This window comes from Streptomyces sp. NBC_00872, assembly GCF_045161915.1.
GTDB lineage: Bacteria > Actinomycetota > Actinomycetes > Streptomycetales > Streptomycetaceae > Streptomyces.
Genome location: NZ_CP108806.1, coordinates 6,281,250 through 6,298,043, shown reverse-complemented (window position 1 = coordinate 6,298,043; position 16,794 = coordinate 6,281,250). Strand labels below are relative to the sequence as shown.

Here is a 16,794-nt window from a genome sequence, read left to right as displayed (position 1 = left end):
GACTCCGCGTGCTGCTTCGACTTCTGCGAGCCCATCTCGCCCCGTACAAGAGACCCATAGCCTTGCTGGTGGCACTCCAGCTCCTGCAGACGTGCGCCAGCCTCTATCTGCCCACCCTCAACGCCGACATCATCGACAACGGTGTGGTGAAGGGGGATTCGGGCTACATCCTGAAGTTCGGCGGCATCATGATCGCCGCCAGTGTGGTCCAGGTCATCTGCAACATCGGTGCCGTGTACTACGGCGCGCGGACCGCCTCGGCCCTCGGCCGGGACGTACGGGCCGCCGTCTTCGATCGGGTGCAGAGCTTCTCCGCGCGTGAGGTGGGTCACTTCGGCGCCCCCTCGCTGATCACCCGGACCACCAACGACGTCCAGCAGATACAGATGCTGGTCCTGATGTCGTTCACGCTGATGGTGTCCGCGCCCATCATGTGCGTCGGCGGCATCATCATGGCGCTCGGCCAGGACATCCCGCTCTCCGGGGTGCTGCTCGCCGTCGTGCCGCTGCTCGGTATCTCGGTCAGCCTCATCGTCAGGAAGATGCGGCCGCTCTTCCGCACGATGCAGACGCGGCTCGACACCGTGAACCGGGTGCTGCGCGAGCAGATCACCGGCAACCGCGTGATCAGGGCCTTCGTACGGGACGACTACGAGAAGGACCGCTTCAAGGAGGCCAACACCGAGCTGACCGATGTCGCGCTCTCCACGGGCCGGCTGATGGCGCTGATGTTCCCGACCGTGATGACGGTGGTGAACCTGTCGTCGATCGCCGTCGTCTGGTTCGGCGCGCACCGCATCGACAGCGGCGGTATGGAGATCGGCGCGCTGACCGCGTTCCTCGCGTATCTGATGCAGATCGTGATGGCGGTGATGATGGCCACCTTCATGTTCATGATGGTGCCGCGCGCCGAGGTGTGCGCCGAGCGCATCGAAGAGGTGCTGGACACCAGGTCGAGTGTCGTACCGCCGGAGAACCCGGTGACGGCGCTGCGCAGACACGGGCATCTGGAGATCCGGGGCGCGGAGTTCCGCTTCCCCGGGGCCGAGGAGCCCGTGCTGCGTGATGTGTCCCTGGTCGCCAGGCCCGGTGAGACGACCGCGGTCATCGGCTCGACCGGCAGCGGCAAATCGACGCTGCTCGGGCTCGTACCGCGGCTGTTCGACGCGACGGACGGGGCGGTGCTCGTCGACGGCGAGGACGTACAGCGGCTCGAACCGGCGCTGCTGGCGAAGGCCGTGAGCCTCGTACCGCAGAAGCCGTATCTCTTCTCCGGGACGGTCGCGACGAATCTGCGGTACGGCAATCCCGACGCGACCGACGAGGACTTGTGGCACGCGCTGGAGGTGGCGCAGGCGAGGGAGTTCGTCGCCGCTCTGGAAGGCGGGCTGAACGCGGCCATCGCACAGGGCGGTACGAATGTCTCCGGCGGCCAGCGGCAGCGGCTCGCGATCGCGCGGACGCTGGTGCAGCGGCCGGAGATCTATCTCTTCGACGACTCGTTCTCCGCGCTGGACTACGCCACGGACGCGGCGCTGCGCGCGGCGCTGGCGCGGGAGACCTCGGAGGCGACCGTCGTGATCGTCGCCCAGCGGGTCTCCACGATCCGTGACGCCGACCGGATCGTGGTCCTGGACGAGGGCCGGGTCGTCGGGGAGGGCCGCCATCACGAGTTGATGGCACAGAACGAGACATACCGGGAGATCGTGCTCTCCCAGCTTACCGAGGCGGAGGCTGCCTGATGAGCGGTCCTGGTGGACGCATGATGATGGCGGCGGGACCGGCCCAGCGGTCCACGCACTTCAAGGAATCGGGCAAGCGGCTGCTGCGGCTGCTCGCCGTGGAGCGGACCACCCTGTGGTGGATGCTCGCGGCCGGCGTGCTGAGCGTGGCGCTGTCGGTGATCGGACCGAAGATCCTCGGCCGGGCCACGGATCTGATCTTCGCGGGGGTCGTCGGCCGGCAGACCTCCGAGGGCGCCTCCAAGGCGCAGACGATCGAGGGACTGCGGGCCAAGGGGGACGACGGGCTCGCCGATCTGCTCTCCGGGGTGGACTTCACCCCGGGCCAGGGCGTCGACTTCGGCGCGGTGGGCGAGGTGCTGCTGGTGGTGCTGGTGATCTATGTGGCCGCCGGACTGCTGATGCTGGTCTCCACCCGGCTCTCGATCCGGGTCATCAACAACACCGTTTACCGGATGCGTGAGGACGTCCAGGCGAAGCTGTCTCGGCTGCCGCTGTCGTACTTCGACAAGCAGCCGCGCGGCGAGGTGCTCAGCCGGGTCACCAACGACGTCGACAACATCTCGCAGACCTTGCAGCAGTCGATGGGCCAGCTCATCAACTCGCTGCTGACGATCGTCGGTGTGCTGGGGATGATGTTCTGGATCTCGCCGCTGCTGGCGCTGGTCGCGCTGGTGACGGTACCGCTGTCGGTGTTCGTCGCGGCGAAGGTCGGCAAGAGGTCGCAGCCGCAGTTCGTCCAGCAGTGGAAGGTCACCGGCACGCTGAACGCGCATATCGAGGAGATGTACACCGGGCACTCGCTGGTGAAGGTCTTCGGGCGGGCACACGAGTCGGCCGAGCTGTTCCGCGAGCAGAACGACCAGCTCTACGAGGCGGGCTTCAAAGCACAGTTCAACAGCGGGATCATGCAGCCGCTGATGCTCTTCATCTCCAACATCAACTACGTACTGATCGCGGTCGTCGGCGGACTGCGGGTGGCCTCGGGCACCTTGTCGATCGGCGATGTGCAGGCGTTCATCCAGTACTCGCGGCAGTTCTCGATGCCGTTGACTCAGGTCGCGTCGATGGCCAATCTGCTCCAGTCCGGGGTCGCCTCGGCCGAGCGGATCTTCGAGCTGCTGGACGCGGTGGAGCAGGAGCCCGACGCCCCGTCCGTGGAGCGGCTGCGCAAGTCGCGGGGGCAGGTGGCGATCGAGCATCTCTCGTTCCGGTACGAGCCGGAGAAGCCGCTGATCGAGGATCTGTCGCTCTCGGTGGAGCCGGGGCAGACGGTCGCGATCGTCGGTCCGACGGGCGCGGGCAAGACCACGCTGGTGAATCTGCTGATGCGGTTCTACGAGGTGACCGGCGGCCTGATCTCCCTGGACGGGCTCGACATCTCCCGGATGTCCCGGGCCGAACTGCGCGCCAAGATAGGCATGGTCCTCCAGGACACCTGGCTCTTCGGCGGCACGATCGCGGAGAACATCGCGTACGGCGCGTCGCGCGAGGTCACCCGGGAGGAGATCGAGGAGGCGGCGCGCGCGGCCCACGCCGACCGTTTCGTCCGTACGCTCCCCGACGGCTACGACACCGTCATCGACGACGAGGGCTCCGGGGTCAGCGCCGGTGAGAAGCAGCTGATCACCATCGCGCGGGCGTTCCTCTCCGACCCGGTGATCCTGGTGCTCGACGAGGCGACCAGCTCGGTGGACACCCGTACCGAGGTGCTGATCCAGAAGGCGATGGCGCGGCTGGCGCACGGCCGTACGAGCTTTGTGATCGCACACCGGCTCTCCACGATCCGGGACGCGGATGTAATTCTGGTGATGGAGAGCGGCGCGATCGTCGAACAGGGCACGCACGAGGAGCTGCTGGCGGCGGAGGGCGCGTACGCGCGGCTGTACGCGGCACAGTTCGCGCAGGCGGTGGTGGAGGTCGACTGAGGACGGGCGGCTCAGGACGGGCGGCTCAGAACAGCCGTGTGAGATCGGGCGGCTGGGATCGGCGGCGCGGTCCGCGTTTCGGGGGGGGCCGCGCCGCGTTTCGGGCCGGGAGCGCCTCGTATCGGGCCGGCGGCGCCGCGTCCGTATCGCCTTCGGGTGTACGGGCGCGGCGCCGCTCTCAGTCGAGATATCCCCGGAGCTGGTCGGCGTAGGCGTGGTCGCGGAGTTTGCCGAGGGTCTTGGACTCGATCTGGCGTATTCGCTCGCGCGTCACACCGAAGATCCTGCCGATCTCCTCCAGGGTGCGGGGCCGGCCGTCGGCCAGTCCGTACCGTAGCTGGACCACCTTGCGTTCACGCTCGCCGAGAGTGGAGAGCACCGCCTCCAGATGCTCGCGCAGCAGCAGGAAGGCCGCGGATTCGACCGGGGACGCTGCGTCGCCGTCCTCTATCAGATCGCCGAGCGCGACATCGTCCTCCTCGCCCACCGGGGCGTGCAGGGAGACCGGTTCCTGGGCGAGCCGCAGCACCTCACCGACCCGCTCGGCGGTCAGATCGAGCTGCTGGGCCACCTCTTCGGCGGTCGGCTCGTAGCCGCGCTCCTGGAGCAGTCGCCGCTGGACCCGTACGACGCGGTTGATCAGCTCGACCACATGGACCGGGACCCGGATCGTACGGGCCTGGTCGGCCAGCGCCCGGGACATCGCCTGCCGGATCCACCAGGTCGCGTACGTCGAGAACTTGTAGCCGCGGGCGTAGTCGAATTTCTCGACCGCCCTGATCAGGCCGAGATTTCCCTCCTGGACGAGATCGAGCATGGTCAGTCCGCGGCCGACATAGCGCTTGGCCACGGAGACGACGAGCCGCAGATTCGCCTCGATCAGCCGCCGTTTGGCCATCCGGCCGAGCACGACCAGCCGGTCGAGGTCCAGCGCGAGCCGGGAGTCCAGATCGGTGGAACGGCTCAGCTTCTCCTCGGCGAAGAGGCCGGCCTCGACACGGCGGGCGAGGTCCACCTCCTCGACGGCGGTGAGCAGCGGGACACGGCCGATCTCCCGCAGATACTGGCGGAAGAGATCGGAGGAGGGCCCGCCCGTGTCGGCACGGCCGCCCCGGCGTGCCGGGGGCTCGGGCACGAAGGGCACCTCCACGAGGTCCTCGATCAGGGGCTCCGGAGCCAGAGGCAGGGCCAGGGGCTCCGGAGCCAGGGCCGGCGCGGCTGTCGGTGCGGCGGCCGACATGGCCGCCGGCACCGTCTCCGGGTGGTGGACGGCGCGGCTCTGGGACGGCACCGCCGCCGCGAACTCGCCGGGAGGCACACTTGGGGGCACGGTCAGGGTCGAAGTCGGGGTCCGGTTCTGCACGGGGGGCGACCTCCAGGGTGATCGCTGCCGGTTCGGGGGCGTACGGCAGCGGGACGGAGGTGGCGGGGCCGTGCTCCGTCCCGTACACGATGAGCGGATCCGCGGGGGGTGAGGCGCCCACCGTCGGCAGGCCGGCCGCGCTCCGAAGAACTCAGGCACCGCAACCCAGTGTGGGGTACGACACATGACTGTCACGAGGGGCGTGCGGCGACTTTCTGCGTCCCGTACGTAACCGTGCCGTTACCCAGGGGTCGGGGAGGGGGCCTCTACGCGCGGTGGCACGAGGAACTGGGGCCTGTCCGGGACAGGGCCTAGAGCGCGTCGGCGCCGCGGTTGCGGAGGGACTGGCCGTACTGCTGGAGCACCCACAGTTCGTTCTGCACGGCGGCGAGATGGTCCGGCGCGGCGTGGGTGCCGAGCCGGGTCAGTGTGCCGGTGACATCGCGGACCCGGCGGTCCACGGCGCGCAGCCGTACCTGGACGAGCTGCTCCCCCGCGTAGGTCTCGTCGATCGTCTTGCCGTGGAACACCTCCACGGCCAGCTCGGTGACCATGGCGCGCACCGAGTCGTTCGGCGCGGCCTCGCGGACCCGGGCCAGATACTCGGGTGCCGAGCGCAGGCCCTGCTCGGCGCCGCCCGCCTCCGCTATGGCACGGCGTACGGCGGCGTACGGCGGGGCGGTGAACTCGTCCTCGCCATAGGCGTCGAAGGCCGGGGAGACCAGCTCGGGCCGCTGGAGGGCGAGCTTCAGCAGCTCGCGCTCGGTGCGGTGGGCGGGGCTGCGGAGATTGAGCGCCGGTCCTGAGAGACCGGGACCGGAACCGGACGGGCCGGGTCCGCCCGCGCCCTGCCGGGGCCCGCCCTCGTACGGCTGGTTCTCGTACGGCCGGCCGGCGGCGCGGGAGCCGGGCGGCGCGGCCGGGCCCTTGCCGCCGCGGTCGCGTGCCCAGCGCGCCACCTGGGCGACGCGTTTGACGACGAACTGGGTGTCCAGGATGCCGAGGATGCCCGCGAGCTGGACGGCGACCTCGTGCTGCGAGGCGCCGTTCTTGATCCGGGCGACGATCGGCGCGGCCTCGTCGAGCGCCGCCGCGCGGCCCGCCGGGGTCTCCAGGTCGTAGCGCGAGACGATCTGGCGGATCGCGAACTCGAAGAGCGGTGTGCGCGGTTCGACCAGGTCCTGTACGGCCTCGTCGCCCTTGGCGAGCCGCAGCTCGCACGGGTCCATATTGTCCGGGGCGATGGCGATATATGTCTCTGCGGCGAACTTCTGGTCGTCCTCGAAGGCGCGCAGCGCGGCCTTCTGGCCCGCCGCGTCCCCGTCGAAGGTGAAGATCACCCGGGCGCTGCCGTTGTCCATCAGCAACCGCCGGAGGATCTTGATGTGGTCGCCGCCGAAGGCCGTACCGCAGGTGGCGATGGCGGTGGTGACCCCCGCGAGATGACAGGCCATCACATCGGTGTAGCCCTCGACCACGACCGCCCGGCTGGACTTGGCGATCTCCTTCTTGGCCAGGTCCACGCCGTAGAGCACCTGGGACTTCTTGTAGATCGCGGTCTCGGGGGTGTTCAGATACTTCGGACCGTTGTCGTCCTCGCGCAGCTTGCGCGCACCGAAGCCGACCACTTCGCCCGAGATGTCGCGGATGGGCCACATCAGCCGGCCGCGGAACCGGTCGATCGGGCCACGGCGGCCGTCCTGGGAGAGACCGGAGAGCAGCAGCTCCTTGTCGGTGAAGCCCTGACCGCGCAGATAGCGGGTGAGATGGTCCCAGCCCGCCGGGCTGTAGCCGACGCCGAAATGCTCCGCCGCCGCCTGGTCGAACCCGCGCTCGGCGAGAAACGCGCGGCCGGTCTCGGCCTCGGCGCCGCCGAGCTGCTCGGCGTAGAACCGGGCGGCGATCCGGTGCGCCTCGACCAGCCGGGTGCGCTCGCCGCGCTGGCTCGCCGGGTTGTAGCCGCCCTCCTCGTACCGGAGGGTGATGCCCGCCTGGGCGGCGAGCCGCTCGACCGTCTCGGAGAAGGAGAGATGGTCGATCTTCATCACGAAGGCGATGGTGTCCCCGCCCTCCTGGCAGCCGAAGCAGTGGAAGAGACCCTTGCTCGGACTGACCTGGAAGGAGGGGGACTTCTCGTCGTGGAAGGGACAGAGCCCCTTGAGATTTCCGCCGCCCGCGCTGCGTAGCTGGAGGTATTCGGACACGACGGCGTCGATCGGGACGGCGTCCCGCACCGCCTTCACGTCGTCATCGTTGATCCTGCCTGCCACGCGTGAATACTACGGGGGCCGGCGGACGGTGCTCGTCGGCTGTGGACAGCCGCGGGTGGCCGCCCGCGGACGGTTGCGGGTGGACGGCCGCGGACGGTCGGGGGTGGGCGGTCGCGGACGGTTGCGGGTGGGCGGTCGTGGACTCGTGGGGCGGTCGCCGTCGGCCGCCCGCGGACGGCGACCGGTCGCTGTTCTCAGCCGTGCCGGCTCCCGGGAGTGGTGCCCAGGGAGCCGAGCGGGACGCCCGGGTCGGCGAGGGCGTCGGGGTCGAGCCGCTCACCGGAACGGATCAGACGCTGGATGTCCTCGGTGACGTCCCAGACGTTGACGTTCATCCCGGCGAGCACCTTGCGGTCCTTCAGCCAGAAGGCGACGAACTCCCTCTTTCCGGCGTCGCCGCGTACGACCACCTGGTCGTACGAACCGGGCGGCGCCCATCCCGAGTACTCCAGACCCAGGTCGTACTGGTCGGAGAAGAAATACGGAACGCGGTCGTAGGTGATGTCCTGACCGAGCATGGCGCGGGCGGCGGCCGGGCCTCCGTTGAGGGCGTTGGCCCAGTGCTCCACCCGTACCCGGGTGGCGGAAGGACCGGCACCCGGGCCGGAGGACGGGAAGTCGGGCGGAAAGGCGGGCGGAAAGGCCAGCGGGAAGGCGGCCACGTCACCGGCCGCGTAGATGTCCGGGTCGGAGGTGCGCAGCGCGCTGTCCACGGCGATACCGCCGCCCTGGGCGCGGTCGGCGAGATCGAGACCGGCGGCCTCGGCCAGGACCGTACGCGGGGCGGCGCCGATCGCGGCGAGCACATCGTGGGCCGGGTGCTCCTCGCCGTCGTCCGTACGCGCCGACAGGACCATGCCGTCCTGGCCGGTGATCTCGGTGAGCCGGGCGCCGAAGTGGAACCGTACGCCGTGCTCCTGGTGCAGCTCGGTGAAGAGCTGGCCCAGCTCGGGGCCGATGACATGGTGGAGAGGGGTCGGCGCGGACTCGACGACGGTGACCTCGGCGCCGTAGCCACGGGCGGCCGACGCGACCTCCAGACCGATCCAGCCCGCGCCCGCGATCACGAGATGGCCGTTGTCCCGGCCGAGGGCGGCGAGCGTCTGGCGCAGCCGGTCCGCGTGGGCGAGCCGGCGCAGATGGTGGACGCCGGCCAGATCGGTACCGGGGATGTCGAGGCGGCGCGGTTCGGCACCGGTGGCCAGCAGCAGTTTGTCGTACCGCACGGAGGTGCCGTCACCGAGATGCACACACCGCAGATCGCGGTCGACGGAGGTGACGGTCTGGCCGAGATGGAGCTCGACCTCGGCCTGGGCGTACCAGGCGCGCTCGTGCACGAAGACGCTGTCCCGTGCCTCTTTGCCGGTCAGATAACCCTTGGAGAGGGGCGGACGTTCATACGGGTGGTCGCGCTCGTCACCGATAAGGATCACCCGGCCGGTGAAACCCTCCGAACGAAGGGTTTCCGCGGCTTTCGCCCCGGCCAGCCCACCGCCGACGATGACAAAAGTCTGATGTGCGTCGACCACTTGATGCCTCCTCTTCGCGCTGCCGCCATCTGCGAGCGTCCCGCACGGAGCGTGATGGCGAAAGGGGGAGCGCTCCACGGGCGTGTATCACTGCTGTGATCCGGCTACTTTCGTACAGGCGCGGACCTGGAGCGGTGAGGCATGAGGGGGCGCATGTCGCTGGTCCACGACCGGCCCGCTCGTGGGGGGCGGGTGGAAGGGACAGAGCAGGTGGGACGGGGGGCAGGTGGGACGGGGGGACGGGGGTGCCCAGGGCTCGCCCGTCAGGCGCGGCCGGTCAGGCGCGGCCGGTCAGCTCCGCGTGCAGGGAGCGCGCCGCCGCGTCGGTGAAGGAGGCGATCTGGTCGACGAGGACGCGCTTGCGCGACCGGTCGTCGGCGGCCGCGTCAAACAGCGCGCGGAACTGCGGATCGAGCCCCTCCGGCGCGCGGGCCGTGAGCGCCTCGGCCAGCTCCGCCAGCACGATCCGCTGGTCGGCGCGGAGCGCCTCCTGTTCGGCGCGCCGCATGACATAGCGATCGGCGACGGCCTTGAGGACCGCGCACTCCAGCCGGGCGCTGTGCGGGACGACCAGTTCGGCGGCGTACCGGGTGAGCGGTCCCGCACCGTACGCCTCGCGGGTGGCGGCCTCGGCGGCCAGACAGAACCGGCCGATGAGCTGACTGGTGGCGTCCTTGAGACGGGACTGCGCCACGGCGGAGCCGTCGTAGCCGCGCGGCCACCACTCCTGCGCCATGAGCCGGTCGAGCGCGTCGGACAGTTCACGGGAATCGGTGTCCCGTGGCACATAGCGGCCGATCGCCACCGCCCAGATCCCGCGCCGCTCGTCCCCGGAGCGGAGCGCGGCGGGCACGACATGGCCGGCGTGCAGGCCGTCCTCGAAGTCATGGACCGAGTACGCCACGTCGTCCGACCAGTCCATGACCTGCGCCTCGAAGCAGGTACGGTCCGCCGGCGCACCCTCGCGGGCCCAGGCGAAGACGGGCAGGTCGTCCTCGTACACCCCGAACTTCAGCGAGTCCGGCCGGGTGGGGTGGGCCCCGCGCGGCCAGGGGTATTTGGTGGCGGCGTCCAGGGTGGCGCGCGTCAGATTGAGACCGACACTGACCGGCTCGGCCGTCTCCGTGAACCGGACGAACCGTTTCGGTTCGATACGGGTCAGCAGCCGGAGCGACTGGGCATTGCCCTCGAAGCCGCCACAGTCCGAGGCGAAGTCGTTGAGCGCCTGTTCGCCGTTGTGGCCGAACGGCGGGTGTCCCATGTCATGCGCGAGACAGGCCGCCTCGACGAGATCGGGATCGCAGCCGAGCGCCGCGCCCAGTTCGCGGCCCACCTGGGCGCACTCCAGGGAGTGGGTCAGACGGGTACGGGGGCTGGCGTCCCACTCCTGGCTGCGCGAGCCGGGGGTCACCACCTGGGTCTTTCCCGCCAGACGGCGCAGCGCGGCCGAGTGCAGCACACGCGCGCGGTCGCGCTGGAACGCGGTGCGGCCCGGCCGCTTGTCGGGCTCCGGGGCCCAGCGCTCGGTGGCCGCGTCGTCGTAGTCACCCGTCGGCGGGGCGAAGTGCGGCGGGGTGGTGCCCGTAATGCCTGTCATGCACCGAAGGTAACCGGAACGGGTGGCGTACGGGGGTCCGCGGAACGGCGGGTGGGTGTCCCGGGGCCGCCATGGAGACCCGGTCAGCCGCTGCGGAGACACGGTCGGAGGGAGGCGAGTGGGGGGGAAGTGGGGGGAGGCGAGTGAGAGAGGCGCGTGGGTGGGAGGCGCGTGGGTGTGCCGATCATGACGGGGCCCTGATCGCCGGGCCGTCGCGCGGTGGAGACGGAGGTTTTCCACAGGCTCACGGATCGCTCGACGGCGTTGTCAGACCGGTCTCCTACTGTGATGCCCGTTCGGAACCGGAAGGTCGGGGAGGGGTCCTGCCATGGGCTGGATCGAAACGTCGGGCGGGTATGCCGTCGCGCTGGACGGCACTCGGGTGCTGTGCCGCAACGCCGCGGGCCGCACGCTGAAACAGGTGCCGTCGAAGCTCAAGGACGACGCCGAGGTGGTACGGCTGCGGCAGTTGGCCGAGTGGCTGGAGCGGCATGAGCGGGAGTGCCGGGAGCAGGTGGACATCTGGCTGGTGCGTTCGCTGCCGGTCCCGGTGGCGCTGCTGGCGAGGGTGTGGCCGGACCCCGCCTGGCGGTCGGTGCTGCGGGATCTGGTGGTGGCGCCGGTGGCCGCGGACGGTTCGGCGGACACCGCGCGCGCCGGGTTTCTGCGGGACGCGGATCCGGTGCGGGGGCTGGGGATCGTCGATCTGGACGGTGATTCGGTCCGGCTGGATCCGGCCGAGGTGGGGACGGTGCTGATTCCGCATCCGGTGCTGCTCGAAGATCTGGCGGAGCTGCGGGAGTTCGCCGCGGAACTGGGCGTGGAGCAGGGCGCCGAGCAGCTCTTCCGCGAGGTGTGGCGGCGGCCGGAGCCGGCCGAGGACGCTCCCGAGGGCACGGCCGCGCAGGACTGGCGTGCTTACGCCAATGGGAAGTTCGCACAGCTCCGGCACGCCACGACCCGCGCTGTCTCGCTCGGTTACCGGGTGCGCGGGGGCTATGCGGTGTGCCCGCTGGTGGAGGACGGCCGGTCGCTGGAGGCGGCGTACTGGGTGGGGGACGACTATCCGGACGGGGAGACGCTGACCGGTTCGCTGGAGTGGCGTGACGCGGCCGGGCGGCGGCTGCCGCCCGCCGAAGTGGGGCCGGTCGCCTGGTCGGAGGGCGAGCGGATGGCCGCGCTGGTGTACGCGGGCCGTGTGGTCGGGAACGACGAGGAGGGGGCGCTGTGAACGGGCGACTGGCGGGCGGGACGCCGGACGGGACTCTGCCGGACACGGAGGCAGGGGACGCGAAGACGGACAACGGGCAGGCGCAGGACGGGCAGACACGGGACAGTCGGGCGCAGGACGGGCAGGCGCGTGAGAAGGACCTGCTGGAGGCCGGGGCGGTGCTGCCGCTCGGCGGCGCCGAGGGCGACGCGCTGACGGCACGCGCGTACGGACATCCCGCGCTGGACGAGCGCGCGGTGGTCCGGCTGGTGCCCGCGGCGATCGGGGCGGCGGAGGATCTCGCCCTGGAGTATCTGGGGTTCGGCCCGGCCGAGGCCGCCGAGGTCGGCCGGGTCAAGCGGCAGTCGCTCGGCTTCCCCGCCTGGGCACTCGTGCACGACCCGGCCAACGGCCATCACGCGCTCGCCGTGGTCAAGGAGATGGAGCGGCTCGCCCGGCAGGTCGCCACCAAACCGGGCCTGGCGAAGGAGGGGTTCGACGAGATCGGCGAGCGGCTGGACCGTTCCGTACCGCACTTCCTGCCCACCTTCTACGAACAGGTGGCGCGGCTCTTCCTGGCGGTCGAGTCCCGTCAGCAGGCGTCCGTGTTCTTCGGCAAGGCGCGGGCGGCCGAGCAGCGGCACGCGCTCGCGGTGGACGAGGAGCGGCTGCGGGAGGTCTTCCTGGAGTTCGCCGGGGCGGGCGCGCTGAGCGGCAAGGCCCTGCGCGAGCACGCCAAGGGACTGACGGACCGGCTGTCGGCCGAGGAGGCGTACGGCCAGTTCAAGGCGGTGTCGCTGGAGCGGTGCGCGGCGGGACTCGCCCCGTACGCGGGCATGCTGGAGGATCTGCGGCGCCTCGCGAAGGGCGCGGGTCTGGACGCGGCGGCCGAGGAGCGGGCGCTGCTCGCGGAGATCATTCACACCGGCCCGATGAACCGCGCGGCGGCGAGCTTCTGGAAGTCGGCGCTGCCCGCGCTGAGCGCGGTCGCGGCCGAGGACCACGCGGTGCGGGAGCGGCTGCTGAGCCTGTTTCCGGCCACGGGCGGTGACAGCCATGAGGAGTTCGACGCCTCCTGGCTCGCTCTGCTGGACCGGTGCGGGGCGGTCGGTCTGCTGATCGACGGGACGGTCCCGGCCGCCGAGTGGCTGTCCTCATGGGCCGGATACCGGCAGCGCGGCTGGCGCGGCTCCAAGCGGCTTCCCGCCGAACTGGCCCTGGTGGAGCGGCTGGCCGAGCGGCTGGTGGCCGACGGCACACCCGTACGGCTGCTCGGCGGCCATGGCATGCGCGTCACGGCCGATCTGGACCTGCTGGACGCCTGTCTGGCCTGGGGCGTGCCCGTCGACGGTCCTGCGGAGGGCGCCTGGAGTCTGCATCTGGCCGACTGGCTCGACGACGACCAGGAGGGGCGCAGGGATCTTGTGGCGCTGACCTCCGACCCCCGGTTCGCCCCGCTGATCCGTACCGGTGTGGAGCGGATCGCCGAGCAGGGCGATGCCACGGAGCGGCTCCACGGGATCGTCGCCCATCCCGCGCTGCGCGCCGCGCTCGTGGGCTGGCTGGGCGATCGGGCCGATGATCTGGCGCGGCCCTTCGGGCTGCCCGAGCTGGACGGGCTGCTGACGCGGCTGGCCCTGTTCTCCTCGCCGTCCGTGCTGGCCACGGCGCCCGAGGCGGTGGCGCGGATCGCGGAAGTCTCACCCGCTCCCGCCCTGGCGAGGACGTTGCGGGCGGGCATCCTGGACGAGCTCGGGTGGCCCGCGCTGGAGGAGGCGCTGCCGGCACTCGGAAAGGTCGACGCCAAGGGTTCGGGACAGCGTTACGGCAACTACAGCGACAAGTGGTACCGCGTCAGGGACGCCTGGCCGGCCCTGCTCGTCCGGGTCGGCACCCAGGTCGCGGCGGTCGGGCCCCTGGACGTGGCCGACCAGCGCACCCTGCCCCTGCCCGCGAAGTCGGTCCAGACCTGGGACACGATCGCGGTCCGCTATGTCGGCGGCCAGTGGCTGATCGCCAACGGCATCGGGGACGACCGGCGGGCCCTCTGGTCGGGCCGTCCGAGCGAGCTGTTCAAGCCCACGGGCGAGCTGAACGACCACTGGACCGATTCCCAGGTGCCCTCGCTCGAACTGTCCGACGGCGGTCGCTGCTACGGCGGCCGGCCGGTGTACGCGGGGGACACGTCGTTCGCCGGGGAGCGCCGCCAGGTGGCCTCCGACGGTATCTCCGTCTGGGTGCTGCACGAGAACCAGTGGTGGGAGTACGACCCCGAGTCGGCCCGCAGAGGCCGGATCTCGGTGCCCGCCTTCTTCGATTCGGCGCTGGCAGAGGGCGGCGTACGGCTGCTGGAGCGGGCCTGCCGGCTGCTTCCCGTGCGCCCCGGCCTGGAGTCCTCGCCGTTCGGCACGAAGGACGGGCTGCTCGGCTGGTGGGTGACGTACGACCCCAAGGAGCGGACGCTCACGGCCTGTTCGGTGGACGGCAGCCGCAGCCCCGCCGTGCCCGTGCCACCGGGCGCGCGCCTCGAACACCTCGGCAACGGCCTTCCCGTACCGCCGCTGCGGCTGCCGGGCGGCGCGGTGCTGCATCCGCGTGAGACACGTGGATTCTCGGCCTCGGTCGCGCTGTACGACGCCGAGGGCATCCAGCTCGCCCAGGTGGAGGAGGGCGACCGGGGAGGCGCGTACGCGGCGGGCACCCCGCTCGTGGCGCCGCTGGCCCACTGGCACGCGCTGCGGCCCCGGGACGAGCGGGGTTCCGCCGCGCTGCGCGCGGTGACCGGAAAGGACGCCCGGGAGCTGCTGGCCGCGGTCGCCGAGGGGACGAGGGCGACGACGGCCGTGCGCCGGATCCTGCCGGACATCACCCACCCGGGGCTGCTGGCGGGTGTGGCCGGGGTGGTGGCCGAGGCGGCCCGCCACGCCCAGCGGATCGGCACGCTCGCCGAGCGGGCCGCGCGCGGACGGCTGGGCTCGGACGGACCGCGGGAGCCGGAGGCCGAGCACGCCAGGGACGAGATCCTGAAGAAGGCGTGCGACGGCTTCACCCGGCCGACGTACCGGTACTCGTACCATCCGCGGACACTTGGCAGCAGGACGATCCTCGAACAGATCCGGCTGCTGTCCCAGGTGCTGGCGCCGGACGCGGTCCCGGGCCACGTGGCCCTCAAGGACCCCAGCGAGGGATGGGTGACGTTGTGCGGGGCCGGGATGGCGGCGCTCGCGGTGCGCGCCGTGTCGCCCGCGGTCTCCGGCGAACACCGGGCCGCCCTCGTGGAGTTCCTCGACTCGGCGCTGGCCGTGGAGAGCGGTGGCGACGCGCTCCTGATCGATCCGCGCGGACGGCTGCGGGCGGTGGAGCTGAAGATCGCCGGGGAACACGAGGACAAGCGCGCCGGTGAGATACGACACGCGGGAGACCGGCGGCTGCTGATCCTCGGCCGGCTGCGGTACGAGGAGAAGGAGACGTACTGGCACTGCGTCGAGTACGACCCGGCCGGGGCCTTCGGCGGGTGGGACGGCTGCGTGGTCGTCGAGTCCGAGGTGCTGGGCGCGGCGGACGACCCGGTGCGGGCACCGGCCGTACGGCGGCTGCTGGAGCTGGTGCGGACGCGGGGGCCGCTGCCGTACCGCCCCGAGCAGGCGGTGGACTTCGCGGAGCGGGTCGGGATCACCCCGGTGGCGGGCGCCCTGTTCCAGCTCGGTTCCACCGGACTGACCTCCTATCACACCCACGACACGGTGTCCGCGGAGTATCTGGAGCCGCTGGGCGCGAAGAAGGCCGAGGCGCAGGTGGGGGCGGCCACACTGATGGCGCTGAGCATCGAGGAGCGGCGCGCGTTCACCGCCCTGCTGCTGCCCGGTGAGCCGGAGCGGGTGGCGGATCTGTGGACCACGGGCTTCGCGGCGGAACCGCTGGCGGGCGCCTGGACGGCGGTACGCGGCAGGCGACGCCCCACCCCGGCCTCGCTGATCCGTCCGATGGTGGCCGAGATGGGCGGCGGCACCGCCGTGGATGACGCGCTCAACCCCGAGTGGCAGTCCTGGCTGACGGGCCGTACCGAACAGCGGTTGACCGACGGTGAGCTGGAGACGGCGGATCCGCGTCTGGCACTGACGGGGGCCAGGCTCGGCGCCACGGTCGGCGCGCTGCGCTGGCTCGCCTACCGGCTGCCGTACGGCGACCCGCTGCGGGCCGTCCTGCCCGCTACGGCGCGGAAGCTGCGGGAGCGGCTGGCCGATCCCGGTCTGCTGCTCGATCTGGGGGTCAGCAGGGACTCCGCGTATGACGCCGTGTCACCGCGGCTGCGCGAGGCCTTCGGACTGGCGCCCAAGCGCGGCGGCGACGAGAAGGAGATCACCGAGCTGTCGTCGGCGCTGGTGCTGACGCCGACGCGGTACGGACGGGACTGGGACTCGGTCTGGGTACGGCCGGCGGCCCTGCTGCCGGCGGCCGGCGGTCCGGGGACAGGAGAGGCCGGACCGGATGAAGCCGCACCAGGCGAGGGCGGATCAGGTGAGGGCGGATCAGGTGGGGCCGCGCCGGGTGAGGGAGGTCCCGACCATCCGGATCTGAAGCTGCTGGCGGCGACGGCGGGCGCGGCTCCCCCGCTGGAGGCGCTGCGGGCGCTGCTGAGCGAGGAGTTCATGGAGCTGCTCACGGCGGACGGTCCGCCGGGAGCACCGCAGAACCCGCTGGGCAGTGTGCCGAAGCTGGTGGGCGAGGTGGCGAAGCGGTTCGGGCTCTCGGAGGACGCGGCGGCGCTGTATCTGATGCTGCTCGCGCTGCCCGATCCGACCGACCGTCAGCAGGCCGCGTGGACGGAATGGAAGCCGGCCCGGCTGAAGAAGGCCCGGACCGAACTGGCCGCCACCGATCTGGTGGTGGAGGCCAAGCGCGCGCGGGCGGGCCGGACGCTCTTCCTGCCCGGCGGCTGGCTGGAGCAGCAGACACCCCGGCTGCCGTCGGAGAACTGGAAGACGGCGCTGGTGCCCTGGGACCAGCCCGGTTTCGTGGTGCCGGACCGCCCGGTGCCCGCGCTGTTCGAAGCCGCGTGGCGCCGGGTCGTCGAGGGTGATGTACCGGGGTTCGAGGAGTTCCAGGGCCGTGGCGTCCGAGGAGGCAGGCGATGACGACGAGGAGAGGAGCGGCG

8 protein-coding genes are annotated in these 16,794 nt (G+C 71.4%); 4 read left to right on the top strand and 4 right to left on the bottom strand.

The window, feature by feature from the left end; all coding sequences use genetic code 11:
• Positions 1-8 precede the first annotated feature (8 nt).
• Complete coding sequence (locus OG214_RS26945; RefSeq protein WP_405986198.1) at positions 9-1,742, top strand: ABC transporter ATP-binding protein; 1,734 nt, start codon at positions 9-11, stop codon at positions 1,740-1,742.
• Positions 1,742-3,670 (top strand): ABC transporter ATP-binding protein, encoded by a 1,929-nt coding sequence (locus OG214_RS26940; RefSeq protein WP_405986197.1) that lies wholly within the window; start codon positions 1,742-1,744, stop codon positions 3,668-3,670. The genes OG214_RS26945 and OG214_RS26940 overlap by 1 nt, the downstream gene beginning before the upstream one ends.
• Before the next feature lie 178 nt (positions 3,671-3,848).
• Here the strand turns inward: OG214_RS26940 and OG214_RS26935 are convergent, their stop codons facing one another.
• The 4 genes from OG214_RS26935 to OG214_RS26920 all read right to left on the bottom strand — a co-directional run bounded on the left by OG214_RS26935 (position 3,849) and on the right by OG214_RS26920 (position 10,429).
• Positions 3,849-5,000, bottom strand: a complete 1,152-nt coding sequence (locus tag OG214_RS26935) for an RNA polymerase sigma factor (protein WP_405986196.1) — start codon at positions 4,998-5,000, stop codon at positions 3,849-3,851.
• Positions 5,001-5,344: 344 nt separating this feature from the next.
• Positions 5,345-7,303, bottom strand: coding sequence for a DNA primase (dnaG, locus tag OG214_RS26930; RefSeq protein WP_382860353.1), 1,959 nt, complete (start codon positions 7,301-7,303; stop codon positions 5,345-5,347).
• Positions 7,304-7,497: 194 nt separating this feature from the next.
• The gene (locus OG214_RS26925) at positions 7,498-8,832 is read right to left on the bottom strand and encodes an FAD-dependent oxidoreductase (RefSeq protein WP_363080382.1); all 1,335 of its coding nucleotides are present in this window, start codon (positions 8,830-8,832) and stop codon (positions 7,498-7,500) included.
• A 277-nt stretch (positions 8,833-9,109) separates the two neighbouring features.
• On the bottom strand, positions 9,110-10,429 hold the full coding sequence (locus OG214_RS26920) for a deoxyguanosinetriphosphate triphosphohydrolase (protein ID WP_405986195.1): 1,320 nt from the start codon (positions 10,427-10,429) through the stop codon (positions 9,110-9,112).
• Between the two features lie 328 nt (positions 10,430-10,757).
• Here OG214_RS26920 and OG214_RS26915 point away from each other — a divergent pair, with 328 nt between their 5' ends.
• Together OG214_RS26915 and OG214_RS26910 are read left to right on the top strand one after the other, a co-directional pair.
• Positions 10,758-11,660, top strand: a complete 903-nt coding sequence (locus OG214_RS26915) for a DUF4132 domain-containing protein (protein WP_405986194.1) — start codon at positions 10,758-10,760, stop codon at positions 11,658-11,660.
• The gene (locus OG214_RS26910) at positions 11,657-16,774 is read left to right on the top strand and encodes a hypothetical protein (protein WP_405986193.1); all 5,118 of its coding nucleotides are present in this window, start codon (positions 11,657-11,659) and stop codon (positions 16,772-16,774) included. Before OG214_RS26915 ends, OG214_RS26910 begins: the two co-directional genes overlap by 4 nt.
• Positions 16,775-16,794: the final 20 nt, after the last annotated feature.

Bases quoted from the DNA above. Each gene is read 5' to 3' on its own strand.
- OG214_RS26940 (WP_405986197.1), top strand. From the start codon at position 1,742: ATGAGCGGTCCTGGTGGACGCATGATGATGGCGGCGGGACCGGCCCAG.
- OG214_RS26920 (WP_405986195.1), bottom strand. From the start codon at position 10,429: ATGACAGGCATTACGGGCACCACCCCGCCGCACTTCGCCCCGCCGACG.
- OG214_RS26915 (WP_405986194.1), top strand. From the start codon at position 10,758: ATGGGCTGGATCGAAACGTCGGGCGGGTATGCCGTCGCGCTGGACGGC.